We start from the raw sequence: 25,555 nt of genomic DNA, 5'->3' as shown, positions 1-25,555 counted from the left end.
AATTTTTATTATAAAATAAATTTAATTCATATAATTAAATTAAATTATATTGATTAAATTATATTGATTAAATTATATTGATTAAATTATATTGATTAAATTATATTGATTAAATTATTTTAAATTCACTCTAAGGAGAAATTATGAGATTTTTAGTTATTTTGCTTTTTGGTTTTTTGATTGGTGTGAGTGGTTCTAATACTCATCATGATACGCCACATTGGGGTTATAGTGGTGATGGATCGCCAGAGCATTGGGGAGATTTGATGGATGAATTTCGCACCTGTAAATATGGCAAAAATCAATCGCCAATTGATATAGCTCAAACTGCGAAATCCACGCTACAAAAGCCTATATTTGATTATAAAAATAGCCCAAAAGAGCTTATCAATAACGGACACACTTTACAAGTGAACTTCAATCCAGGCAGCACCCTAACATTCCAAGAGAAAAAATTCGAGCTTTTACAGATGCATTTTCACACGCCATCAGAATATACTTTTGATAAAAAGCACTATCCTATGGTGGCTCATTTAGTTCATAAGGCTAGTGATGGGGAGCTTTTGGTATTGGCGATTATGTTTGATAAAGGCGGCGAAAATCCTGTGATTAAAGAGATTTGGGCGGACGCACCTACTAAGGTTGGGGAGAGTAGAAAAATAGCGAATTTAGCCTTAAGCGACCTAGTCAAAAATCTTCAAAATTATATTGAGCTAGTTGGCTCACTCACTACGCCACCATGCTCTGAGGGTGTGATTTGGCTAATAAATAAAGATAACGCCTTTGCTTCAGATGAACAGATTAAATTTTTTACTAATATAATAGGTCAAAACAATCGCCCAATCCAAGATATCAATGGCCGAAAAATCCTAGAAGTATCTAAATAAATTTATATCCATTCTTAAATCACCACCACTCAACAACCGCCCAATTCGGGCGGTCTCCTATTACTATTAGCCGCTAACACCGGCGAATTTTTTGCCATTGCCAAATTTCACCGCTAAATTCCGCCATAGTATCTAAATGCCACCCACAAAGAGCCAATTCCGCCACCCAAAAATGCCACCCACAAAAATTCGCCACCCAACCCTAAAAACGCTACACAAAAAGCCAAATTTAACCCCACAAAAAGCCAAATTTCATATCTATATACACAAAATCAGATTAAAATATTGTAATTTAACTAATGAAAATATATAATACAAGCTAAAAAACGCTATCAAAATCAAATTTAAAGGCAATCAAAATGGCAAGCAACCACCAAAGAGAAGAATTACATAAAGCGATATGGTCCATCGCTGATGATTTGAGAGGTTCAGTGGATGGATGGGATTTTAAGCAGTATGTGCTAGGTATTATGTTTTATAGATATATATCAGAAAATATAGCTAATTATATAAATGAAGGGGAGAGAGCAGCAGGCGATACCACTTTTGATTATGCGAATTTAAAAGATTGTGAGGCCGAGTTTGAAAGGGATAATCTTGTTACAGAAAAGGGATTTTTCATTCGTCCTTCAGAGTTGTTTTGTAATGTGATTAAATCAGCTAAAAGCCATAGCGCTACATTCACAGATAACGAGGGCAAAACGAAAAATATAAAAGATAATTTAAATGAATATTTAGAAATGATATTTAACAATATCGAAAACTCCGCCAAAGGCACGCAGAGTGAAGATGACTTTTCTGGGTTATTTGATGATATAGATGTCAATAGCAATAAGCTAGGTGCCACAGTTGCTAAAAGAAATGAAAAACTTCTAAAAATATTAGATGGAATAGCTGGGATAAATTTAGATTATAAGGATAATGATATAGACGCATTTGGGGATGCTTATGAGTTTTTAATGTCTATGTATGCTTCAAATGCTGGTAAATCAGGTGGAGAGTTCTACACACCACAAGAGGTTAGCGAGCTACTTACCAAACTCGCTATTTTGGATAAAAAAGAGGTTAATAAGGTTTATGATCCGGCTTGCGGAAGTGGGTCATTGCTTTTGAAATCTGCGAACATTTTAGGCAAAGATAATGTAAGAAACGGCTTTTATGGTCAAGAGATAAATTTAACTACCTATAACCTTTGTAGGATTAATATGTTTTTACATGATATTGGTTATGATAAATTTAACATAGCTTGCGAAGATACTTTGACCATGCCTAAACACTGGGATGATGAGCCATTTGAGGTGATAGTATCTAATCCACCATACTCTATCAAATGGGCTGGAGATGATAATGCCATTTTGATAAATGATGAGCGCTACTCTCCGGCTGGAGTTTTAGCACCCAAATCAAAAGCGGATTTTGCCTTTATAATGCACTCATTATCGTGGCTAGCACCTAATGGCACAGCTTCTATAGTATGCTTTCCTGGTATTTTATACCGAGGCGGAGCAGAACAAAAGATTAGAAGATATCTAATCGATAATAATTTTATTGACTCGATTATCCAACTACCTGATAATCTCTTTTTTGGGACAAGTATAGCAACTTGTATAATGGTATTAAAAAAGGGTAAAAAAGATAATAGCACACTCTTTATAAACGCTTCTAAAGAGTGTGTCAAAGTAACTAATAACAATAGATTAACCGATAAAAATATAGATAATATAGTTAAAATATTTAAAGATAGAAAAGATATTAGCCACATTGCCAAATTAATCCCAAACAAAGAGATAGCCCAGAATAACTACAATCTATCAGTATCAACCTATGTAGAACAAGAAGACACAAGAGAAAAAATAGATATAGTAAAGCTAAATAATGAAATAGCCCAAATAGTAGCTAGAGAGAATGAGCTTCGCAACGAAATAGATAAAATCATTTTAGAAATCGAGGCGTAATCTATGAGTAAATTAGATGAATTAATCAACAAATTATGCCCAAATGGGGTGGAATTTAAAAAAATTGAAGGCATTACTAAAAGCGTGAATATAGGTATAAATCCTAGAAGATTTTTTAAATTAAATCCCGATGATGCAACAGGTTTTTATGTTACTGTTAGGGAATTAAATGGATTAAAAGGTGTAAATCAAACAGAAAAAACAGATTTAATTAATGATGAAGCTATTAAAATAATTCAAGCTAGAGCCAATATTGAAAATGGTGATATTCTTTTTTCAAATACTGGAACAGTCGGAAAAATGGCTTTGGTCGATTATGAAACATTAAATTGGGGTGTAAATGAAGGAATTTATATCATAAAACCAAAACATGAAATTATAAATTCAAAATTTTTATATTATTATTTAGATAGTAATTTAGCTTATGCTGATTATTCAAGAATGCTTACTGGTTCTACTATGAAACATATAACACAAAAGGCGTTATTGTCAATTTCTATTCCTGTGCCTCCGTTGGAAGTGCAATGTGAAATTGTCCGTATATTGGATAATTTCACATTGCTTTCAGCAGAGCTTTCAGCAGAGCTTTCAGCAAGGCAAAAGCAATATGAGTATTATTCAAACGAATTATTTAATTTTGAAAAAAGAGGAATTGAGTATAAAACAATAAAATTTGAAGAAATAGCCAGATTTTCTCAAGGAATACAAGTTGATGTTGATAAACAATTTTTTGAGCCTTTTGATAACAGTGTTCCATTCTTAAGAATAGTTGATTTTGTAAACTCAAATGAATCACCGAGATATATTGAAAAACCGGATGATAAATATATAAAAAAAGAAAATGAAATGATTATGATCCGTTATGGTGCAAGTGCTTGCGGAAAAGTTTTTACAAATAAGTTTGGTGCTATAGCAAATAATATGTTTAAAATCAATATAAAAGATAATAAAGAAATAGATATCAATTACTTAAAATTTTATTTATCACAAAAATCAATTTATGAAAAACTTAATGGTTCATCTGGAAAATCAACAATGCCTGCAATAAATTTTGGATATTTAAATAAATTTGAAATTCCACTTCCGTCAATAGAAGAACAAAAAAATGTGGTGGTAATATTAGAAAAGTTAGAAAAAATATGCAATGATATTTCTGATGGATTACCAGCTGAAATAGAAGCAAGAAAAAAGCAATATGAGTATTATAGAGATAAATTACTAACCTTTAAGGAATTAAAAAAATAGTTAAAGGAGTGTTGCAATGAAATTAGAAGATTATAAATCAGGAAATCATATAAATATGGGTACATATAAAGCTTTTATTCCCAGTAAGATTAATTATAATTGGGGTTGGGATGATACAAAATTGGATAATTTACTAGCTGAAGCGAATAGGCAAATTGGCGAGCTAAACGCATATTCAATTTTAATTCCAAATGTGGATTTATACATTAAAATGCATGTAAAGATTGAAGCAAATAAATCAAGTAAAATTGAGGGAACTAGAACAACTATAGAAGAAGACTTGATGGACATAGCAGATATTAATCCAGAGAAAAGAGATGATTGGGAAGAAGTTCAAAATTATGTAAAAGCTATTAACTATGGAATTGAAAGAGTAAAAGACGGTTTTCCGGTTTGTACAAGATTGATCAGAGATATACATAAGGTTTTAATGACAGGAGTTCGTGGAGAGCATAAAACTCCAGGAGAATTTAGAATTTCTCAAAATTGGATAGGTGGCAGTATGCCTAGTAAAGCGGTGTATGTCCCACCACCACATACAGAAATTGCAGATTTGTTAACTGATTTTGAAATGTTTATAAATAATGAAGAAGTAGATACTCCTGACTTAATTAAAATCGCAATATTACATTATCAATTTGAATCAATTCATCCATTTTTGGATGGTAATGGTAGAATAGGAAGATTATTGATACTTTTATATATCCAAAGTAAGGGAATGCTAGAAAAATCATGTTTATATATTTCAGATTACATTGAAAGAAATAAAGATGAGTATTACGACTGTTTAACTAGAGCTAGAACTAATAATGATATTATAGGTTGGATTAAATTTTTCTTAGAAGCTGTTATAGAAACATCAAAAACGGCAAAAAATAAATTTAAAAAAGTTGTTGAATTTACACAAGAAATTGATAATGAAATAGTAAAATTTCCAGTTAAAACTGAAAATGTAAAAAAAGTGGTAGATTTTTTATATAATGAACCGCAAGTTACTAGAAATAAACTTGTAGAAGGAACTGGAATTAAATTAACTACTATAAATGGTATAGTTAAAGTATTATTAAGTGAGGGTATAATAAAAGAAGTTACAGGATATACCAGAAATCAAATTTTTGTTTTTGAAAAATATATTAATTTATTTCGATGATAGATTTTAAAGTGACTTAATCATGATTTAACTGGGGTCTAAACTAGGTTAATAAAGATTATTAATCTATATCACGAAAAAATCAAAAAATTTGTGATATAAAAATCTATATCACGAAAAAATCAAAAAATTTGTGATATAAAATTAAAAATGGGAAAATAATATGAATAAATATAATATAGTTATGGAAATGAGCAATTCTACTGTGGTGGCTGAGTATGAACCATTAAAGAAAAAATCTGATAGTTATCAAAGCGAAGCAGCCTTAGAAAATGAATTTATAAAAATGCTTAGCGAGCAAGGCTATGAATATCTAAAAATCAATGATTCAAAGGGGCTTATTAGTAACCTTAGAGCTCAATTAGAGATATTGAATGATTATAAATTTAGTGATAATGAATGGGATAGATTTTATAAAAATAGTATCGCTAATAACAATGATGGAATAGTCCAAAAAACCAAAAAAATCCAAGAAGACCATATCCAAGTATTAAAAAAAGATGATGGAACGAGTAGAAATATCTATCTAATTGATAAGAAAAATATCCATAATAATATATTACAAGTTATCAATCAATATGTAGAAAAGGGCGGAAACTATGAAAATCGCTATGATGTTTCGATTTTGGTTAATGGATTGCCTTTGATTCATATAGAGTTAAAAAGACGGGGAGTAGCCTTAAAAGAAGCATTTAATCAGATAAATAGATATCAAAGAGATAGCTTCTGGGCTGGTAGTGGGCTATATGAGTATATACAAATATTTGTAATCTCAAATGGCACAAATACAAAATACTATTCTAACACCACAAGAGAGAGCCATATAAAAGAAAACACCCAAACACAAAATAGAAGCAAGAAAACAAGCAATAGCTTTGAATTTACTTCATACTGGGCTGATGCGAGTAATAAAACAATACCCGATTTAGTGGATTTTACTAAGACATTTTTTTCAAAACATACGATACTAAATATATTAACCAAATATTGCGTATTTACAGCTGAAGAGTTATTGCTAGTGATGCGTCCATATCAAATAGCCGCAACTGAAAGGATACTAAATAAAATTCAAATAAGCACAAATTACAAAAAAATGGGAACGATAGAAGCTGGTGGTTACATATGGCATACTACAGGCTCTGGCAAGACCTTAACATCATTTAAGACCGCTCAACTCGCAAGTAAATTAGACTATATAGATAAGGTGCTATTTGTCGTTGATAGAAAAGATTTGGATTATCAGACGATGCGAGAGTATGATAGGTTTGAAAAGGGTGCGGCAAATGGCAATAGAAATACCAAAATACTACAAAAACAGATTGAAGATGATAGCGCTAAAATCATAGTTACAACTATCCAAAAGTTAAGCGAATTTGTCAAAAGGAACCCCAAGCATTCGGCATTTCAAAAGCATTTGGTTTTGATATTTGATGAGTGCCATAGATCGCAGTTTGGTGGTATGCATATATCGATAGCTAAGAGCTTTAAGAATTATCATCTATTTGGATTTACTGGGACGCCAATTTTTGCTAAAAATGCTACTAATAAATCAAATCCTAATTTTTGTACCACTGAGCAAGCCTTTGGGGATAAGCTCCATACTTATACCATTGTTGATGCTATAAATGATGGGAATGTCTTGCCATTTAGAATTGATTATGTAAATACAATTAAGAAAAAAGATGGTATAAAAGACAAAGAAGTTGCAAGGATCGATGAGGCAGGAGCATTGGCAGATGACAAGAGGGTTAAAAAAATAGTTGAATACATAATCGAGCATTTTAACCAAAAGACAAAAAGAAGCTCATATTATGATTTAAAAGGTCAAAGAATAAATGGATTTAACTCGATGTTTGCGGTCGCTTCGATTGATATGGCTAAAAAATATTATTTGGAATTTAAAAAGCAATTAGAAGAAAAGCAAAAAGATTTAACCATCGCTACGATATTCTCTTTTGCGGCTAATGAAGAAGACAGGGCCGATGGGATAATAGATGATGAGGGATTTGAGACGGAGCTACTAGATAAAAGCTCAAGAGAGTTTTTGGATTTTGCTATAAGTGAATATAATAAAAAATTTAAAACAAATTTCTCATCTGAAGGCAATGGATTTCAAGACTATTATAAGGATCTCTCTGATAAGGTCAAGAAAAGAGAAGTTGATTTATTGATCGTTGTTAATATGTTTTTGACAGGATTTGACGCTACTACGCTAAATACATTATGGGTGGATAAAAACCTAAAACAACATGGATTGATACAAGCATTTTCAAGAACAAATCGGATATTAAATTCTGTAAAATCCTATGGAAATATCGTATGTTTTAGAGATTTACAGCAAGAGACAAATGACGCTATAGCCCTATTTGGCGATAAAAATGCGAGCGGGATAGTGCTGCTAAGATCTTTTGAAGATTACTATTATGGGTATGATGATGACAAAAAGCATATTATGGGCTATGAAGAAAAAATATCCCAGCTTATCCAAAAGTATCCACCAGAAGAGCAGATCATAGGAGAATCAGCCAAAAGGGATTTTATAATCTCCTTTGGTAGCATTCTAAGACTAAGAAATATCCTATCATCATTTGACAAATTCAAAGGCATGGAGATACTAAGCGAAGGGGATTTTCAAAATTACCTTGGCAAATATGAAGATCTCAATGAGGAGTTCAAATCAAAATCAGAAGATAGCGAAAGTATAAAAGATGATTTGGTATTTGAGATGGAGCTTGTAAGGCAATTGGAGGTAAATATAGATTATATTTTGATGCTAGTTACAAAATATCATAAATCAAATTGCAAAGACCAAGAGATACGAAGCTCAATCGATAAAGCGATTAGAGCAAGCATGTCACTAAGATCCAAAAAAGATCTAATAGATGGATTTATCAATAAAATTAACGCCGATACAGATGTAATGACAGATTGGGCGAAATTTGTCAAAGAACAAAAGGAGAGTGATCTAAAAAATTTAATAAAAGAAGAAAATTTAAAAGAGAGCGAGACGAGAAAGTTTATAGATAGCTCTTTTAGAGATGGTCAGGTCAAAACAATAGGAACAGATATAGAAAAAATACTACCACCTATGGGTAGATTTAACGGCGGCAATAGAAATGAAAGAAAACAAGCCATAATCGAAAAATTATTGAAATTCTTTGATAAATATTTTGGATTGGGTGTATAAAAAGTGGCTTTTAAAGGGGTATTAGGCTAAATTCTAAAAATCGTTAAAATTTATACTTTTTGGCGTGGTTTGGCTATTTTATAGGTAAAATTTGGATTTTGTATTAAAAATCTTAATTTATTAATAATTTTTGGTTATAATGAATTATACTTCAATTTTAAAGGAAAATTATGAAAAAATTTGGTTTTGTAGCATCTGCTTTGATGCTTGCTAGCTCTAGTTTATTAGCGGCTAATATGACAATTTTTGATCCTAAAAGCGTAGATCATGTCGAGATAAAAGTCGATCTACTAGGACAAGACAAAAACACTCCAGTAGGTAGCGTAATAGCGGTTAAAACAAATTACGGCGTGGCGTTTTTCCCTGATCTTAAAGGCTTAGAGCCAGGCTTACACGGATTTCATGTCCATGCAAATCCTGATTGTGGCGCAACCGACAAGGGCTTAGGTATGAAAGCCGGCGGCCACTGGGATCCAACAAATAGCGGTAATCACTCTTTACCTTGGGATGACAAAGGCCACAAAGGCGACTTACCAGCGCTATATGTAGCAGCTGATGGCACTGCGACAAATCCTGTTTTATCACCTAAAATAAAAGATTTAAGCGAGTTAAAAGGCCACTCTTTGATGGTTCATATCGGTGGTGACAATCACAGCGACCATCCAAAAGCACTTGGCGGCGGCGGCGCTAGAATGGCGTGTGGCGTTATTAAATAAACCTTTAAGCCCTTTTTAGGGCTTAAAACTCTACTTTTTATTATTGATTTATTCTTGAATTAAATTTATTTTATTAACACTCAATCCGCTCGTTAATCTATCTATTTTAACTCAATCCACCGGTTGGATTATGGGCTATAATGCCTGAGCTTAGAGCTGCGATGGTGTTGTTGCCAGTGGAGTAGGTGAGGGTTGTTACCATATATAATAGTTTACAATGAATATATACTTTTTTATGGCTATTTTAAATAAATAAGTACATGTCATTGTAGATATTTATAGGTGGGGGGGTAAATAAAATTTAAAATCATTAATTTGTTAACAAAACAACTTTTTTTAATTATAAATTTAATCTTAAATAAATTAACTAATCTATTTTTATAATTTCATTTTTTTTTTTTTTGATAATCTACCGCCGAAGATTGCGTGGAGGATATAGATGCAAAAACATATAAGAGAAAATGGGAATATAATTTATGGAGATTTATCTAAGCAAGTAAATCTAAAACTAGATTTTAAAGGCAAAAATAGTATATTATTTTTATCTCCAAAATGTACTCTAAAAAATACATGTATAACTCTTAAAGATAATAGCTTAGTATTTTTAGGAGATGGCTTAAAAATGATAAATATCATTATTCATTCTCATTCTGTATGTTATATGGGTAACAATAATTATTGCAATCCAAGTGGACAAAGATCTTTGCTGCTATCTGAAAGAAAAAACATTATAATAGGAGATCAATGTCTTTTCTCGCATACGATTTGGTTTAGAAATGCGGATCCACATTTAATATACGACAATATTACCAATAAACGTATCAATCCTACTCAAAGCATTTATATAGGAGATCATGTATGGGTTGGACAAGAAGTAGCATTTCTCAAAAAATCATTCGTTGCTTCTGGAAGCATTATTGGCACAAAAAGTGTAGTTACAAAACTTTGTTATTCTAATACTATTAATGCTGGCAATCCAATTAAACAGGTAAAAGAAAATATCTCTTGGAGAGGAGAGTGTGTGCATAATTGGGATTTAGAAGAAACAAATAAATATAACTATATTCCAAACAATGATTTCAAATACACCTACAACCAAAACGAATTCTTATCTCCTAAAGCAATTGAAGAAAAGCTAGACTCTCTAAACACAGCACAAGAAAAATTAGAATTTGTATATAATGCAATATATTGCAATAAAAATAAAAATCGCTTTGCATATTTTAAAGATATGCCTTATGATATCCCTTTACCTAAATATGAAAATAAATTTAAATCTTTAAAATTTGAAGAGATAGATGAAACTAAACCACAGCCAACCTCACAAGCTCCAAAACCTACACCACAGCCAACCTCACAAGAACTAGAGATAAAAGCATTAAAAGAACAACTAGCACAAAAAGAGCAAGAACTCATAAATATGCAAGATAAATTTGATAAACAAAATACAAATATATCTATTTTAGAGAATAAATACCAAAAAGCCCTAAACACGAAAAACCATCTAAGCTACAAACTAGGAAATGCCCTTATAAAAGCTCATAAAAACTGGTATAAAGGTGGTTATGTTAAATTTATATTTGAAGTTATGAGGATTAAAAAGGAGCATAGAAATAGAGGGCAAATTTAGAAAATAGTTTATAATTCTTAAAATATAATGTAAATTTATTAAATTCAAGAGACAAAATTTTACTATATGATTATAGTAAGTACTAGTAGTATCCCAAGCAAAGAGTCTCAGTGATTTTAATTCTCTTTTCAAATGGTGTAGGTGAAAAATATTTACATTTTTCGATATAAATATGGGCTGAATATGGAAGATCAAGATCATCATAGAGTTTTTTTAGATTAACGAATTTAAATTTATCAACCATTTTGATCTCGAGCATACTATGAAGAGCTGAGTTATTAGAAGCTACTAAATGCGAGTTAGATATACCTGTAAATGAGCAAAATGCACTTGCTAACACAAACCCATCTAAATTAGAGCAATAATTTATTGCATATTGATATTTCTGCGGGATCGATTTTTTATGTAAAAAGAGCGTTCTAGAGTCTTGATAACTTGCTGCAACAATACCTTTCCAGAATTTATACGCACCATTTGAAAGTTTACATGCGTTTGCAAATTCGCAATTTAATACATAATTATCTAAAAAAGTATTTGATGGCAAGGTAAATTTAATCATATTTTCTCCAAAATTTTATTAATTTTACTAAATTTTTAACCAAATTTGCAAATTTTTTTAAATTTTTTAGAATTTTCCCTAATATTTAATCTTATTTTAAGCATATCTCTTATATAATTCCAGCTCACGAATTGAGAAACACCTTAACCTTCTGAAAAGCTTGGTTAAATCATTTCTCTATCGTTTTTGTTTTTTAATTTTTATAATGTTAAACTATCTTTTATAGTCAATCTTTGAAATCTAAACAAGTGATCGATTGAGCCAGAATCTTATTATATTATAATAGATTCAATACTTATATAACAGATATAAAGTTTTTAGATTAAAACTTCATAATAAATAGTTACTTTACTATTTTGTAAAGTATTTTTATGGAGAGTTTGATCCTGGCTCAGAGTGAACGCTGGCGGCGTGCCTAATACATGCAAGTCGAACGGACAAGTAAGAGCTTGCTCTTATGAGTTAGTGGCGCACGGGTGAGTAATGTATAGTTAATCTGCCCTATGCTGGAGGACAACAGTTAGAAATGACTGCTAATACTCCATACTCCTTCTTAACACAAGTTAAGTTGGGAAAGTTTTTTCGGCATAGGATGAGACTATATTGTATCAGCTAGTTGGTGAGGTAATAGCTCACCAAGGCTATGACGCATAACTGGTCTGAGAGGATGATCAGTCACACTGGAACTGAGACACGGTCCAGACTCCTACGGGAGGCAGCAGTAGGGAATATTGCTCAATGGGGGAAACCCTGAAGCAGCAACGCCGCGTGGAGGATGACACTTTTCGGAGCGTAAACTCCTTTTCTTAGGGAAGAAATTTGACGGTACCTAAGGAATAAGCACCGGCTAACTCCGTGCCAGCAGCCGCGGTAATACGGAGGGTGCAAGCGTTACTCGGAATCACTGGGCGTAAAGGACGCGTAGGCGGATTATCAAGTCTTTTGTGAAATCTAATGGCTCAACCATTAAACTGCTTGAGAAACTGATAATCTAGAGTGAGGGAGAGGCAGATGGAATTGGTGGTGTAGGGGTAAAATCCGTAGAGATCACCAGGAATACCCATTGCGAAGGCGATCTGCTAGAACTCAACTGACGCTAATGCGTGAAAGCGTGGGGAGCAAACAGGATTAGATACCCTGGTAGTCCACGCCCTAAACGATGTATACTAGTTGTTGCTATGCTAGTCATGGCAGTAATGCACCTAACGGATTAAGTATACCGCCTGGGGAGTACGGTCGCAAGATTAAAACTCAAAGGAATAGACGGGGACCCGCACAAGCGGTGGAGCATGTGGTTTAATTCGAAGATACGCGAAGAACCTTACCTGGGCTTGATATCCTAAGAACCTTGTAGAGATACGAGGGTGCTAGCTTGCTAGAACTTAGTGACAGGTGCTGCACGGCTGTCGTCAGCTCGTGTCGTGAGATGTTCGGTTAAGTCCGGCAACGAGCGCAACCCATGTATTTAGTTGCTAACAGTTTGGCTGAGCACTCTAAATATACTGCCTTCGTAAGGAGGAGGAAGGTGTGGACGACGTCAAGTCATCATGGCCCTTATGCCCAGGGCGACACACGTGCTACAATGGCATATACAATGAGACGCAATATCGTGAGATGGAGCAAATCTATAAAATATGTCCCAGTTCGGATTGTTCTCTGCAACTCGAGAGCATGAAGCCGGAATCGCTAGTAATCGTAGATCAGCCATGCTACGGTGAATACGTTCCCGGGTCTTGTACTCACCGCCCGTCACACCATGGGAGTTGATTTCACTCGAAGTCGGAATGCTAAACTAGCTACCGCCCACAGTGGAATCAGCGACTGGGGTGAAGTCGTAACAAGGTAACCGTAGGAGAACCTGCGGTTGGATCACCTCCTTTCTAGAGTACAAAGTGATAATCTCACAATTATCGCTTAAGAGGAGTCTCAATCACACTTGTTTAGGTTTGAGAGATTGACAAGGGGAATTAGCTCAGCTGGGAGAGCGCCTGCTTTGCACGCAGGAGGTCAGCGGTTCGATCCCGCTATTCTCCACCATAGTTTAAATTTAAAAGATAGGAATAATAGAAATTTATTAATCAAAGTCTAATCAGAGAGTTTATATTAAACTTTCTGATTAGACTTTAGTCTAAAGTTACTTAAATTACCATTGTTAAAAGTCACAATCAAGTTTTAATATTTAAAACAATTTTACAGGACTTGTTAGAGCTTTGAATTTAGTTTAATTTCAAATATTCTATATCAAACACTGTTATCCCAATAATATAAAAGATATAGTTTATAAATATTAACTTCACAAGCTATTAAGCTTTAAAACTTACTTAATAGTAGTTAATACTTTCCGTCTTATTAAATTTAAATTCAAATATTATAAATCTAATAGCCATATCTTTAATAAAAGAAAAGAGTAGTAAAAAAATCTAGTAAAAATCTTCTTTATATTTTAAGATTAGCTATCTATTTTTATCTTTAACAAGGAAGTGATGCGAATTAGAATATCAATAATCTAATTAAAAAAGGTAAGCTACTAAGAGCAAATGGTGGATGCCTTGGCTAGTAGAGGCGATGAAAGACGTGCCAGGCTGCGATAAGTCTCGGGGAGCCGTCAAGGGGCTTTGATCCGGGAATTTCTGAATGGGGCAACCCAGTATATAGTGATATATACTACCGCAATGCGGAGCGAACGTTGGGAATTGAAACATCTTAGTACCAACAGGAAAAGAAATCAAACGAGATTACGCTAGTAGCGGCGAGCGAAAGCGTAAGAGGGCAAACCACTAGCTTGCTAGTGGGGTTGTAGGACTGCAATATAGACTTAAACAATCTAATAGAATAAGTTGGAAAGCTTAAGCATAGAGGGTGATACTCCCGTATATGAAAGTGCGTTTATACTTAGCAGTATCCTGAGTAGGGCGGGACACGTGTAATCCTGTCTGAAGCTGGGTAGACCACTATCCAACCCTAAATACTACTACTAGACCGATAGTGCACAAGTACCGTGAGGGAAAGGTGAAAAGAACTGAGGTGATCAGAGTGAAATAGAACCTGAAACCATTTGCTTACAATCATTCAGAGCCCTATGATTTATCAGGGTGATGGACTGCCTTTTGCATAATGAGCCTGCGAGTTGTGGTGTCTGGCGAGGTTAAGGAAACCCGGAGCCGTAGCGAAAGCGAGTCTTAATAGGGCGTATAGTCAGATGCTGCAGACCCGAAACGATGTGATCTATCCATGAGCAGGTTGAAACTGGTGTAAGAGCCAGTGGAGGACCGAACAGACGGCCGTTGAAAAGGCTCCTGATGACTTGTGGATAGGGGTGAAAGGCCAATCAAACATCGTGATAGCTGGTTCTCTCCGAAATATATTTAGGTATAGCGTTGTGTAGTAACTTTGTGAGGTAGAGCACTGAATGGGCTAGGGCATACACCAATGTACCAAACCCTATCAAACTCCGAATGCGCAAAGTGTAATCACAGCAGTCAGGCGGCGAGTGATAAAATCCGTCGTCGAGAGGGGAACAACCCAGACTAACAGCTAAGGTCCCTAAATCTCATTTAAGTGGAAAACGATGTGGAGTTACTGAAACAACCAGGAGGTTGGCTTAGAAGCAGCCATCCTTTAAAGAAAGCGTAATAGCTCACTGGTCTAGTGATTCTGCGCGGAAAATATAACGGGGCTAAAATGAGTACCGAAGCTTTAGACTTGCACTTAATTCTAATTATAAATTTGGCTATGAGCTTTTAAGTTATATTTCTCATAATTTAATTGCACTCATATAAATTAAATTATGAGAAAATAGTTTAGCTAAAGTAATTAGAAGTAGTTAGAATTAAGTGCAAGTGGTAGGAGAGCGTTCTATTCAGCGTTGAAGGTATACCGGTAAGGAGTGCTGGAGCGGATAGAAGTGAGCATGCAGGCATGAGTAGCGATAAAAGGGGTGAGAATCCCCTTCGCCGTAAACCCAAGGTTTCCTACGCGATGCTCGTCATCGTAGGGTTAGTCGGGTCCTAAGCAAAGTCCGAAAGGGGTATGCGATGGAAAATTGGTTAATATTCCAATACCAATTATTATGTGCGATGGAAGGACGCTTAAAGTTAATGGAGCTAGCGGATGGAAGTGCTAGTCTAAGGGCGTAGGTTGAGTTATAGGCAAATCCGTAACTCTCTATCCGAGACCTCAAAGGCTCTTGACGCTCTTCGGAGTAGATGGAGAATCCATGATACTATCGAGCCAAGAAAAGTTTCTAAGTTTAGTAATAATTGCCCGTACCGTAAACCGACACAGGTGGGTGGGATGAGTATTCTAAGGCGCGTGGAAGAACTCTCTTTAAGGAACTCTGCAAAATAGCACCGTATCTTCGGTATAAGGTGTGCCTAACTTTGTATTAAGATTTACTCCCAAAGCAAAGAAGGTTACAACAAAGAGTCCCTCCCGACTGTTTACCATAAACACAGCACTCTGCTAACTCGTAAGAGGATGTATAGGGTGTGACGCCTGCCCGGTGCTCGAAGGTTAATTGATGGGGTTAGCATTAGCGAAGCTCTTGATCGAAGCCCGAGTAAACGGCGGCCGTAACTATAACGGTCCTAAGGTAGCGAAATTCCTTGTCGGTTAAATACCGACCTGCATGAATGGCGTAACGAGATGGGAGCTGTCTCAAAGAGGGATCCAGTGAAATTGTAGTGGAGGTGAAAATTCCTCCTACCCGCGGCAAGACGGAAAGACCCCGTGGACCTTTACTACAGCTTGACACTGCTATTTGGATAAAGATGCGCAGGATAGGTGGGAGGCTTTGATCCATAGACTCTGGTTTATGGTGAGCCATTGTTGAGATACCACTCTTCTTTATTTGGGTAGCTAACTAGCCTAAGTTATCCTTAGGTAGGACAATGTCTGGTGGGTAGTTTGACTGGGGCGGTCGCCTCCCAAAGTGTAACGGAGGCTTACAAAGGTTGGCTCAGAACGGTTGGAAATCGTTCGTAGAGTATAAAGGCATAAGCCAGCTTAACTGCGAGACGTACATGTCAAGCAGAGACGAAAGTCGGTCTTAGTGATCCGGTGGTTCTGTGTGGAAGGGCCATCGCTCAAAGGATAAAAGGTACCCCGGGGATAACAGGCTGATCTCCCCCAAGAGCTCACATCGACGGGGAGGTTTGGCACCTCGATGTCGGCTCATCGCATCCTGGGGCTGGAGCAGGTCCCAAGGGTATGGCTGTTCGCCATTTAAAGCGGTACGCGAGCTGGGTTCAGAACGTCGTGAGACAGTTCGGTCCCTATCTGCCGTGGGCGTAAGAAGATTGAGGAGAGTTGACCCTAGTACGAGAGGACCGGGTTGAACCAGCCACTGGTGTATCAGTTGTTCTGCCAAGAGCATCGCTGAGTAGCTAAGCTGGGATGTGATAAGAGCTGAAAGCATCTAAGCTCGAAGCCAACTCCAAGATGAATCTTCTTTTAAGAGCTCTAGTAGACTACTAGTTTGATAGGCTGGGTGTGTAATGGATGAGAGTCCTTTAGCTGACCAGTACTAATAGCTCGTTTGCTTATCTTATAAGCATCACTTCCTTGTTAAGGATAAAATATAATCCTTTTAGGTTTTTAAAATATTTTTAGATATTAAGCTTAGTGATTTTTAGCTTTAATACTCTAAGCAGTGTTAAATAAGGTATTATCTTTACTATATGATATTTTATTTAACACTGCTCGTGGCTATACATGATTAGGAAACGCCTTGCTCCATCTCGAACCAAGAAGCTAAGCTTTTCATGGCCGATGATACTCTCCCTTACTGGGATGCTGGAAAAGTAGGTTGCTGCGAGCTTTGTTAAAATCTTTTTTAATACTCTTTCTTTTTATCTTTTAATCATGTTTTATAGAATTATTTATAGATTAATCTTTTTAAATTGAGTTTAAAAAAGGTAGAGTATAGTTTTTATTTCATTTTAAAAGGAGATCAAAATGGCAAGTTATATTTGTTGCTATTGTGGCTACAAGACTATAAATCCAAGTGGGGGGGGTCTTGTTCTCGCAGTCCGCATAAAAGGCATAAATTTATCTAACATTAGACAGATTTATGCTATACCAATGACCAAGCCCGATTTAGTAGGGCTTGACATTTTTGAAAAGGATAAATTATGGCGACATTTGAGTATGGCTTGATGAAAGCAAGTGAAGTAGCATTGTTAATTAAGAAATTACAATTTATCTAGGGAATTCTAGAATTTCTATAAGAAAAAAATAAAAGATGAAGTAATTTTTTATTTAACACTGCTCGTGGCTATACATGATTAGGAAACGCCTTGCTCCATCTCGAACCAAGAAGCTAAGCTTTTCATGGCCGATGATACTCTCCCTTACTGGGATGCTGGAAAAGTAGGTTGCTGTGAGCTTTGTTTTTATTCTTTATATCTTATATTTATTAATCTGTTGTTAAGCTTAGATGTTTTAGTGTTTTTATGGCTTATATTATTAATCCTTTAGGTATTCTTGTTATTGATTTGGATGGAACTTTATTAGATACTAATTATACTAATCTTATATTATATAAAGATGTTTTAAGCAATAAGTTTGGAATGTCTCACTTAATAGAGTTACTATAAAAACTTTAAACAACTGTTTGGAAAATCAATTATCTGCAGTAGAATTACTTAAAATAAAAGAGTATAAAGAACAAATTTATTCTAAATATTTAATTTAACAAAAGTAAATTATTTACTATATTATCTAATATTAGAATTGCATAAAACAAATAGAATTATTTTATTGACTAATACTAATAAAAATAGAGCTGATGAGCTTATAAAATTTTATGATTTACAAAATTATTTTTCTTATATCTATTATAACTCTAGCAGAAATAAGTATTATAATTTGAGCAATAATTTAAATTTGGTTCCTAATAATCTTATTGTTTATGATGATGAAACAATTGAAATTTAAAATGCAAGAATGCGTGAAGTAAAATTATATTATCAAATTTTTATATAGGATAAAATATGCAAAAATATAATATATTTGATTTTACAATTAGTAGAAATGATTTTTATCTAAAAATATAAAAGCCTTTTATAGCTTAGATTATATTGGTAATTTACGTGTTGATTGTGAAAATTTAAAAAAGAATCCTGCTAGATTTATTTATACTATTAAAGAGGATTTTTGCAAATCAAATAATACTTCAAATATATGTTTTAGATATATCTATACTTTTTTATCAAATATTGATTTGCTTAAATGGTCTTTTAAGCATTCATATTATGTTTGTTTGGTTTCTGAACTATATGCTAATAATGAAAAAATGCGCTTTAGAGATAGCTAGGTTTGCGTGAATAATTTAAAAGATGGTATTGATTTTTTTTAGAGTTAAAAATGTTAGGATGATGAGTGTTTGTATATATTGCTTCTAAATTTGTAAAAAAATGGAGTCGTGATTGCAAGTGGATTAGCATTTATATGTGATGGTATTGCTCATAGGGCTGCTTTTAAATTTAATATGCTAACAATTACGATTTTACCAAGTAGTATAAAAGAGATTATCCCTAAACAAAATACTGATTTGGCAAACCAATATCTATTAATGGTGGATTGATTATTAGTAGATATTATAAAGATGCTTTAAATTTTAAAGAACAAATGAGTGGATGTGTAAAGAGATTTAAAATTTACTATATAGTGATTATAAATATTATTCTTTTATACTATTTATATCGCTGAGTTTTATTTAGGATTGCTAAAATATTAAAATAAAAGCGTATTAAATATATTAAGAATTGAATTTGCAAGACATATTTTTACACTAGATATTAAAATGTTTATTAATAATTATAAAAACATTGATATGTGGTAATTATCCAAATTTATCTTTATCTTTTGTTTTTTAATATTAGATATAATTTTCTAAATTAAATTTCAAAATCAAATCTAAAGGAAAAATATGCCAATTATAAATATTAAGCTTTCAGACCCAATGCCAAGTCGTCAAAAACTAGATGAAATCGCAACTAAAATTACTGATATAATGGTAAATGATCTAGGCAAAAATCCTCAAAGAGTTGTTATAAATTTTGATGAGATTAGAAGTGATGCAACATATTTTGGCGGTAAATCTGTTCAAGCTATGAAAGAGGGTAAATAATGGCTGAAAAAATAAAAGAAGCTACAGTATTTAATCAAGAAGATATTGATCGTAAAGTAATTTTAGCAGCTGGTGACATGGCTCCAGAATTTAGTCTAGAAAATAGCGATGGAGTAAGTATTAGTTTAAGAGATTTTAGAGGTAAAAATGTAGTATTATACTTCTACCCTAAAGATAATACTCCAGGATGCACAACTGAGGCGTGTGAATTTAGCGCAAATTATGATGAATTTGTAGCTAATGATACTGTGATTGTAGGAGTTAGCCCAGATAGTACTAAGAGCCATAGTGGATTTATCGCAAAGCAAAATTTAAAACATATCCTACTAAGTGATATTAATAAAGATGTAGCAAAAGCGTATGGTGTGTGGCAGGTTCGTAAAAATTATGGCAAAGAGTATCTAGGCATAGTAAGAACTACATTTATCATAGATAAAGAGGGTAAAATAGCAAAAGTTTATAAAAGTGTAAAAGCAGCTGGTCATGCTGCTAAAGTCTTAGCTGATTTAATAAAGTAGGTAATTTGTTAGTTCATATATGTTGCAGCGTCGATAGTCATTACTTTATTGCTGAGTTGCAAAAACTATATCCAAATGAGCGAATTATTGGCTACTTTTATGATCCAAATATTCATCCATATAGTGAATTTTTGCTAAGATTTAAAGATGTCAAGCGTAGTTGTAAGCAGTTTGGCATAAAGGTTATTTGCGGCGAGTATGAGTATGAAGAGTGGCTAAGAGGCACTAAGGGTTTAGAAAATGAGCCAGAAAAAGGTAAACGTTGTGAATATTGCTTTGAATTTCGTGTAGGAAATAGCGTAAAAGCTGCCATAGAATTAGGGTGTAAAAAGCTTACTACAACATTGTTAATGAGTCCTAAAAAAGATTTTACACAGTTAGAAAATGCACTAAATAACGCTATAAAAGGGACTAATCTAGAGGCTATTGCTGTGGATTTAAGAAAAAATGGCGGCACCCAAAGACAGTTTGAACTAGCTAAAAGGGATAAGCTCTATCATCAAAATTACTGCGGTTGTATATACGGATTAATTAAACAACGTCAAAATGAAGAGGTGATAGACGAGCTTTGTGAACCACTTGGCGCTCAAATTCAGCCAGGTTCTATCAGTTATCGTTTAAAATTATATAAAAAGGTAAGAAAACTAGAACAAAAAGGGATAGAATTTGATCTAATTAGACAAAAGATTCTAAACTATAGATTACATTTTGGAAGGGTAAAAATTGATACTAATGTTGTACCTAGTTATTTTATCTTTTACTCACATTTTAAGCTTAAGAGTTCTAAGTTTAATATTGAGGTTTTAAGCGAGCAAGTTAATGTAAATAAAGATGATATTAAACTAATAAGCTTAGCTAAGTTTAACTCCATCGGCGGTTTTAAATATAAAAATATAATGGAATTATTAATTAATCCCCCAAAGATAAAAAAAGAGTTAAAATTGCGTAAAATGCTAACAGGTTTAGAATTTAATCTTAGTCCAATCATTGTGCTAGATGAGATAAAAACTGGTAGATATATAATTGAAGCAAATAGCCAAATTTACCACTCTAGCATAGAGTTAGCAGTAAAAATTTAAAAAAATATATCTGAATTTAGCGAAAATTTTTAATATTATTAATAAAATTCAACTAATATTTTGCTAAATTTAGATACAATTTAGCACTTTTTATTCCGAGGTATTTAATGATAGATGTAGTTGAAATCCAAAAAATATTACCACACAGATATCCATTTTTGCTTATTGATAGAGTGTCTAAGCTAGAACCTAGCAAATTTATTAAAGGTTATAAAAATATAACAATTGCTGAGCAAGTTTTCCAAGGTCACTTTCCAGGTCATCCTATATATCCAGGCGTTATGATAATCGAAGGAATGGCGCAAGCTGGCGGTATTTTGGCTTTTAAAAGCATGGGTGAGGCTGAACAAGCTAACGCAGAAGATAAGGTAGTTTATTTTATGAGTATCGATGGGGCAAAATTTAGATCTCCGGTTCGCCCAGGCGATAAACTAGAGTACCATTTAGAGGTCTTAAAACATAAGGGAAATATTTGGGTTTTAGTTGGTAAGGCTTATGTAGATGATAAACTAGTAGCTGAAGCTGAGCTAAAGGCAATGATCGTAGATAAATAATAAGTAGAAAATATGCAAATTCATAGTACAGCAGTTGTTGAAGATGGTGCAATTTTAGGCGATGGGTGCGTGATTGAACCATATGCTTTTGTTAGTTCAAAAGCAATTTTAGGTGATAATGTAACTATTAAACAAGGTGCTAGAATCATTGGTGATACCCATATTGGTAGTGGTAGTAAAATTTATAGTTATGCTATAGTAGGTGATATACCTCAAGATATCAGCCACTCTTTAGAAGATACAGGTGGGGTGAGAATTGGTACTAATGCTACAATTAGGGAGTTTGCTACAATAAATTCAGGCACCAAAAAAGGTGATGGATATACCATAATCGGCAATAATAATTTTATAATGGCTTATACGCACATAGCTCATGATTGTTATCTTGGTGATGGGATTATTTTGGCTAATGGTGTAACTCTTGCTGGGCATGTGATAGTTGATGATTATGCTGTAATTGGTGGGCTTACCCCAGTTCATCAGTTCGTTCATATTGGTGAGAGTTGTATGATAGCTGGCGCCTCAGCACTTAGTCAAGATGTTGTACCGTTTTGCTTAGCTGAGGGCAATAGAGCCTATATTAGAAGTTTAAATTTAGTCGGAATTCGTAGAAGATTTGATAAAGATACGGTTGAGGATATTAATAGGGCTTATAAATTTCTATTTAGAAGTGGTGGAGGATTAAAAGATAGAGCCTTGGAACTTTTAGGACAAAATCCTACTATAGAAGCTAAAAAAATGTGCGAATTTATCATAAATACAAAACGAGGAATACCGCTTGATAAAGGGAGAGATTAATGGCTAGAAAGTGTAGTTTTTGCGGTGAGAGCGAAGCAAATGATAGAAAACTTTTAGCTAATGAGAGTGATAGCTCATTTATATGCGAATTTTGCGTAGATGCAGCATATAATGCAGTTCATGGTGATGAAATAGGATTAAATAGCCAACCGGCAATGGATTATAAAGATATTACGCCAAAGATCTTAAAGGGAGTTTTAGATGATTATGTAATTGGTCAAGAAAGAGCCAAAAAAGTCTTTAGCGTAGGAGTTTATAATCATTATAAAAGAATATTTAAGCAACATAGTATCGAAGATGATACCGAAATTTCAAAATCAAATATTTTGCTAATTGGCCCAACTGGAAGTGGTAAGACTTTGATGGCACAGACTTTGGCTAGATTTTTAGATGTACCAATTGCCATTTGTGATGCTACAAGTTTAACCGAGGCTGGATATGTAGGCGAAGATGTGGAAAATATCTTAACTAAGCTTTTAAATGCAGCTGGCGGAGATGTAGCTAGAGCGCAACAAGGAATTGTTTTTGTAGATGAGATTGATAAGATTGCTAGAATGGGCGAGAATCGTTCAATTACTCGTGATGTAAGCGGCGAGGGTGTTCAACAAGCCTTGTTAAAAATTATTGAAGGTAGTGTAGTAAATATTCCGCCAAAAGGTGGCAGAAAACATCCAAATCAAGAATTTATTCAAATAGATACTACTAATATTTTATTTGTGTGCGGTGGCGCATTTGATGGGCTAAAAGATATAATCGAGCGAAGATTAGGTAAGAATGTTTTAGGTTTTGGCCAAGAAAAACGAGGTAAAAGCGAGAAGACAAATTTGCTTAGTCTTGTAGAGCCTGATGATTTAGTGCATTTTGGACTTATTCCTGAGCTTATTGGTAGATTGCATGCTATTACTACTTTAAATGAAATTACGACCGAGGATATGATAAGAATATTAACTCAGCCAAAAAATGCACTTTTAAGGCAGTATGAAAAGCTTTTTGCTATTGATGGGGCTAGGCTTAAATTTGAAGATGAGGCGATTAAAGAGGTGGCAAATCAAGCCATTAAACGCAAAACCGGAGCAAGAGGCCTAAGAAGTATAATGGAAGATGTTATGATAGATATTATGTATGATCTTCCAGAACTAAATGGCTATGATGTAATAATATCAAAAAGTGTAATCGATGGCGAAGCAAAGCCGTTATTAATGAAAGTAAAATAAAAGGGGATATATGATTTTAGACCAACTAGTAGGACTTTTTTCAAGTGATATGGGTATTGATTTAGGCACGGCAAATACATTGGTTTTAATAAAAGATAAAGGTATTGTAATTAACGAACCAAGCGTCGTAGCAGTTCAAAGAGAGAAGTATGGTAAGCAAAAGATACTAGCAGTTGGACAGGATGCTAAGGAGATGGTAGGTAAGACTCCAGGTGATATAGAAGCTATTAGACCGATGAGAGATGGAGTTATAGCTGATTTTGATATGACTGAAAAGATGATTAGACACTTTATAGAAAAAACTCATAGAAGAAAGACATTTTTACGTCCTAGAATTATTATCTCTGTACCATATGGCTTAACTCAAGTAGAGAGAAAAGCTGTAAGAGAAAGTGCGTTATCAGCTGGAGCTAGAGAGGTTTTTTTAATTGAAGAACCTATGGCTGCAGCAATTGGAGCAAATTTGCCGGTTCGTGAACCTCAAGGTAGTTTAGTAGTTGATATCGGAGGTGGTACAACTGAGATTGGCGTGGTATCTTTAGGAGGTTTGGTAATTTCTAAAAGTATTAGGACTGCAGGAGATAAGCTTGATGCAAGCATTGTAAACTATGTAAAAGAGAAATTTAATCTATTAATTGGTGAGAGAAACGGTGAAGAGATAAAAATCAAAATTGGCTCAGCGATCCAGTTACCTAAAGAGCTATCTATGGTTATAAAAGGACGAGATCAAGTAAGTGGCCTATTAAGTCGTATCGAAATTACTAGTGAAGATATTAGAGAGGCAATGAGAGAGTCTTTAAAAGAGATTGCTGATGCGTTAAAAACAGTTTTAGAAAATATGCCGCCTGATTTAGCTGGTGATATAGTTGAGCGTGGTGTCGTTTTAACTGGTGGTGGAGCGCTTATTAGGGGGCTAGATAAGTATCTATCTGATATTGTTAAGTTGCCTGTATATGTAGCTGATGAACCACTTCTTGCAGTGGCTAGAGGTACTGGTAAGGCTTTAGAAGAGATAGGGCTTTTACACCAATTAATCAATGAATAAACTTAAATTCTTATTGATAGTTATCTGCTTAGGTTTTATATCATTTTACTTAAGCGATTATGCTAGAAGTATAGTGATGAGTGGGGTTAAGCTTACACTATCTTTATACCAAGATAGCAGGGATTTTATCATATATACTATCAATGAACATTTTAATCAAGCCAGCGAGATAAGAGCGCTTAGAGAACAAAATATTGAATTAGAGCGCTCTGTTACGCTACTTTCAGCTTTTGCTTATAAGCTTGATGCTTTATTAAATGAACAAAACTCTACTAAATTTACACCAAATATCCAGTTGGTTCGAGCACTATCATATATGAATATTGGCGATCATGATAAGGTTTGGATTGATTTTGATGAATTTGATGAAAATAAAATCTATGGCTTAATCTCGCAAGGTAAAACTGCTGGAATCGTGATAAATAAAGATGGCAGTCCGCTTGCTCTACTACAAACCGATCCAAAGTCGACATTTTCAGTTAGTATAGGAGAGCAGCGCATAGCAGGAATTGCTACAGGAAATGGTAAGAATATTGTAGTTAAATTTATTGCTCAATGGCTAAGCCCAAAAGTCGGCGATGAGGTTTATACTAGTGGGCTTGATGGGATATTTTTTAGCGGTGTTCCAGTAGGTAAAATTACCAAAGTTTATGAAGAAGAACTATATAAAAGCGCAATTGTAGAAACTGATTTGAAAATTCAAGTCCCAAGCTATCTTTATGTTGTAACAAATCAATAGCTTTACTATTTTGATTAAATTTAATATAAATTGCTAAATTTAACAGTAAATTTTCCTCCTTTTTATGCTGATTTTTATCTACAATTCAATATAATTACGCTTAGTTTTTATTTGAAATCAAAATAAATTGATAATCTTAAAATGCATA

The 25,555-nt window shown here is 33.9% G+C and carries 17 protein-coding genes, 1 tRNA gene and 4 rRNA genes; 21 read left to right on the top strand and 1 reads right to left on the bottom strand.

All coding sequences use genetic code 11. The features are described from left to right. Window positions 1-143 precede the first annotated feature (143 nt). From CIGNP85_RS04050 to CIGNP85_RS08515, 7 genes are all read left to right on the top strand, one after another. Window positions 144-887, top strand: coding sequence for a carbonic anhydrase (locus tag CIGNP85_RS04050; protein ID WP_086287099.1), 744 nt, complete (start codon window positions 144-146; stop codon window positions 885-887). 359 nt (window positions 888-1,246) lie between these two features. Then, on the top strand, window positions 1,247-2,842 hold the full coding sequence (locus CIGNP85_RS04045) for a type I restriction-modification system subunit M (RefSeq protein WP_086287097.1): 1,596 nt from the start codon (window positions 1,247-1,249) through the stop codon (window positions 2,840-2,842). 3 nt (window positions 2,843-2,845) lie between these two features. Next, entirely contained in the window at window positions 2,846-4,087 is a 1,242-nt protein-coding gene (locus tag CIGNP85_RS04040) for a restriction endonuclease subunit S (protein ID WP_086287095.1), read from the top strand. Window positions 4,088-4,103: 16 nt separating this feature from the next. Continuing rightward, a complete protein-coding gene (locus CIGNP85_RS04035; RefSeq protein ID WP_086287092.1) occupies window positions 4,104-5,237 on the top strand; it encodes a Fic family protein in 1,134 nt (377 codons plus the stop codon). Window positions 5,238-5,400: 163 nt separating this feature from the next. Then, entirely contained in the window at window positions 5,401-8,424 is a 3,024-nt protein-coding gene (locus tag CIGNP85_RS04030) for a type I restriction endonuclease subunit R (protein ID WP_086287091.1), read from the top strand. Window positions 8,425-8,594: 170 nt separating this feature from the next. Next, a complete protein-coding gene (locus tag CIGNP85_RS04025; RefSeq protein ID WP_086234847.1) occupies window positions 8,595-9,140 on the top strand; it encodes a superoxide dismutase family protein in 546 nt (181 codons plus the stop codon). Between the two features lie 439 nt (window positions 9,141-9,579). Continuing rightward, on the top strand, window positions 9,580-10,770 hold the full coding sequence (locus CIGNP85_RS08515) for a hypothetical protein (RefSeq protein WP_086287088.1): 1,191 nt from the start codon (window positions 9,580-9,582) through the stop codon (window positions 10,768-10,770). An 82-nt stretch (window positions 10,771-10,852) separates the two neighbouring features. Here CIGNP85_RS08515 and CIGNP85_RS04015 read toward each other — a convergent pair whose 3' ends face one another. Continuing rightward, window positions 10,853-11,329 (bottom strand): cysteine permease, encoded by a 477-nt coding sequence (locus CIGNP85_RS04015; RefSeq protein ID WP_086234849.1) that lies wholly within the window; start codon window positions 11,327-11,329, stop codon window positions 10,853-10,855. Window positions 11,330-11,697: 368 nt separating this feature from the next. Here CIGNP85_RS04015 and CIGNP85_RS04010 point away from each other — a divergent pair. The 14 genes from CIGNP85_RS04010 to mreC all read left to right on the top strand — a co-directional run bounded on the left by CIGNP85_RS04010 (window position 11,698) and on the right by mreC (window position 25,407). Beyond that, window positions 11,698-13,209: ribosomal RNA gene (locus CIGNP85_RS04010) — 16S ribosomal RNA — on the top strand. 81 nt (window positions 13,210-13,290) lie between these two features. Further along, window positions 13,291-13,366 (top strand) — tRNA-Ala (locus CIGNP85_RS04005). Between the two features lie 480 nt (window positions 13,367-13,846). Continuing rightward, window positions 13,847-16,877: ribosomal RNA gene (locus CIGNP85_RS04000) — 23S ribosomal RNA — on the top strand. A 150-nt stretch (window positions 16,878-17,027) separates the two neighbouring features. Continuing rightward, a 5S ribosomal RNA gene (gene rrf, locus CIGNP85_RS03995) occupies window positions 17,028-17,147 on the top strand. A 448-nt stretch (window positions 17,148-17,595) separates the two neighbouring features. Then, window positions 17,596-17,715 (top strand): 5S ribosomal RNA (rrf, locus tag CIGNP85_RS03985). The 16S, 23S and 5S rRNA genes sit together here with 1 tRNA gene alongside, the layout of an rRNA operon. A 1,037-nt stretch (window positions 17,716-18,752) precedes the next feature. Further along, the gene (locus CIGNP85_RS03980; protein WP_086243637.1) at window positions 18,753-18,914 is read left to right on the top strand and encodes a DNA-processing protein DprA; all 162 of its coding nucleotides are present in this window, start codon (window positions 18,753-18,755) and stop codon (window positions 18,912-18,914) included. A gap of 345 nt (window positions 18,915-19,259) precedes the next feature. Beyond that, on the top strand, window positions 19,260-19,460 hold the full coding sequence (locus CIGNP85_RS03975; protein WP_086225534.1) for a tautomerase family protein: 201 nt from the start codon (window positions 19,260-19,262) through the stop codon (window positions 19,458-19,460). Next, window positions 19,460-19,978: a thioredoxin-dependent thiol peroxidase gene (gene bcp / locus CIGNP85_RS03970; RefSeq protein ID WP_086225533.1), complete on the top strand. Its 519-nt coding sequence runs from the start codon at window positions 19,460-19,462 to the stop codon at window positions 19,976-19,978. Before CIGNP85_RS03975 ends, bcp begins: the two co-directional genes overlap by 1 nt. 5 nt (window positions 19,979-19,983) lie before the next feature. Continuing rightward, window positions 19,984-21,057 carry an epoxyqueuosine reductase QueH gene (locus tag CIGNP85_RS03965; protein ID WP_086287084.1) on the top strand — a complete coding sequence of 358 codons (1,074 nt, stop codon included), beginning with the start codon at window positions 19,984-19,986 and terminating at the stop codon, window positions 21,055-21,057. A gap of 107 nt (window positions 21,058-21,164) precedes the next feature. Next, window positions 21,165-21,611 carry a 3-hydroxyacyl-ACP dehydratase FabZ gene (fabZ, locus tag CIGNP85_RS03960; RefSeq protein WP_086228739.1) on the top strand — a complete coding sequence of 149 codons (447 nt, stop codon included), beginning with the start codon at window positions 21,165-21,167 and terminating at the stop codon, window positions 21,609-21,611. A gap of 12 nt (window positions 21,612-21,623) precedes the next feature. Continuing rightward, complete coding sequence (gene lpxA, locus CIGNP85_RS03955) at window positions 21,624-22,409, top strand: acyl-ACP--UDP-N-acetylglucosamine O-acyltransferase (RefSeq protein WP_086245315.1); 786 nt, start codon at window positions 21,624-21,626, stop codon at window positions 22,407-22,409. Then, window positions 22,409-23,623, top strand: a complete 1,215-nt coding sequence (clpX, locus tag CIGNP85_RS03950) for an ATP-dependent Clp protease ATP-binding subunit ClpX (RefSeq protein WP_086225529.1) — start codon at window positions 22,409-22,411, stop codon at window positions 23,621-23,623. Before lpxA ends, clpX begins: the two co-directional genes overlap by 1 nt. A 10-nt stretch (window positions 23,624-23,633) precedes the next feature. Next, entirely contained in the window at window positions 23,634-24,668 is a 1,035-nt protein-coding gene (locus tag CIGNP85_RS03945; RefSeq protein ID WP_086225528.1) for a rod shape-determining protein, read from the top strand. Beyond that, window positions 24,661-25,407 carry a rod shape-determining protein MreC gene (gene mreC, locus CIGNP85_RS03940; RefSeq protein WP_086241748.1) on the top strand — a complete coding sequence of 249 codons (747 nt, stop codon included), beginning with the start codon at window positions 24,661-24,663 and terminating at the stop codon, window positions 25,405-25,407. The genes CIGNP85_RS03945 and mreC overlap by 8 nt, the downstream gene beginning before the upstream one ends. Window positions 25,408-25,555 lie beyond the last annotated feature (148 nt).

Origin of the sequence: Campylobacter sp. P0085, from assembly GCF_002139495.1 — a bacterium.
Lineage (GTDB): Bacteria > Campylobacterota > Campylobacteria > Campylobacterales > Campylobacteraceae > Campylobacter > Campylobacter devanensis.
This window is presented reverse-complemented; position numbering and strand designations above follow the sequence as displayed.

Excerpts from the sequence above, each read along its gene's own strand:
- CIGNP85_RS04050 (WP_086287099.1), top strand. The coding sequence starts at position 144 with ATGAGATTTTTAGTTATTTTGCTTTTTGGTTTTTTGATTGGTGTGAGT.
- CIGNP85_RS04045 (WP_086287097.1), top strand. The coding sequence starts at position 1,247 with ATGGCAAGCAACCACCAAAGAGAAGAATTACATAAAGCGATATGGTCC.
- CIGNP85_RS04040 (WP_086287095.1), top strand. The coding sequence starts at position 2,846 with ATGAGTAAATTAGATGAATTAATCAACAAATTATGCCCAAATGGGGTG.
- CIGNP85_RS04035 (WP_086287092.1), top strand. The coding sequence starts at position 4,104 with ATGAAATTAGAAGATTATAAATCAGGAAATCATATAAATATGGGTACA.
- CIGNP85_RS04030 (WP_086287091.1), top strand. The coding sequence starts at position 5,401 with ATGAATAAATATAATATAGTTATGGAAATGAGCAATTCTACTGTGGTG.
- CIGNP85_RS04025 (WP_086234847.1), top strand. The coding sequence starts at position 8,595 with ATGAAAAAATTTGGTTTTGTAGCATCTGCTTTGATGCTTGCTAGCTCT.
- CIGNP85_RS08515 (WP_086287088.1), top strand. The coding sequence starts at position 9,580 with ATGCAAAAACATATAAGAGAAAATGGGAATATAATTTATGGAGATTTA.
- CIGNP85_RS04015 (WP_086234849.1), bottom strand. The coding sequence starts at position 11,329 with ATGATTAAATTTACCTTGCCATCAAATACTTTTTTAGATAATTATGTA.
- CIGNP85_RS03975 (WP_086225534.1), top strand. The coding sequence starts at position 19,260 with ATGCCAATTATAAATATTAAGCTTTCAGACCCAATGCCAAGTCGTCAA.
- bcp (WP_086225533.1), top strand. The coding sequence starts at position 19,460 with ATGGCTGAAAAAATAAAAGAAGCTACAGTATTTAATCAAGAAGATATT.
- fabZ (WP_086228739.1), top strand. The coding sequence starts at position 21,165 with ATGATAGATGTAGTTGAAATCCAAAAAATATTACCACACAGATATCCA.
- lpxA (WP_086245315.1), top strand. The coding sequence starts at position 21,624 with ATGCAAATTCATAGTACAGCAGTTGTTGAAGATGGTGCAATTTTAGGC.
- clpX (WP_086225529.1), top strand. The coding sequence starts at position 22,409 with ATGGCTAGAAAGTGTAGTTTTTGCGGTGAGAGCGAAGCAAATGATAGA.
- CIGNP85_RS03945 (WP_086225528.1), top strand. The coding sequence starts at position 23,634 with ATGATTTTAGACCAACTAGTAGGACTTTTTTCAAGTGATATGGGTATT.
- mreC (WP_086241748.1), top strand. The coding sequence starts at position 24,661 with ATGAATAAACTTAAATTCTTATTGATAGTTATCTGCTTAGGTTTTATA.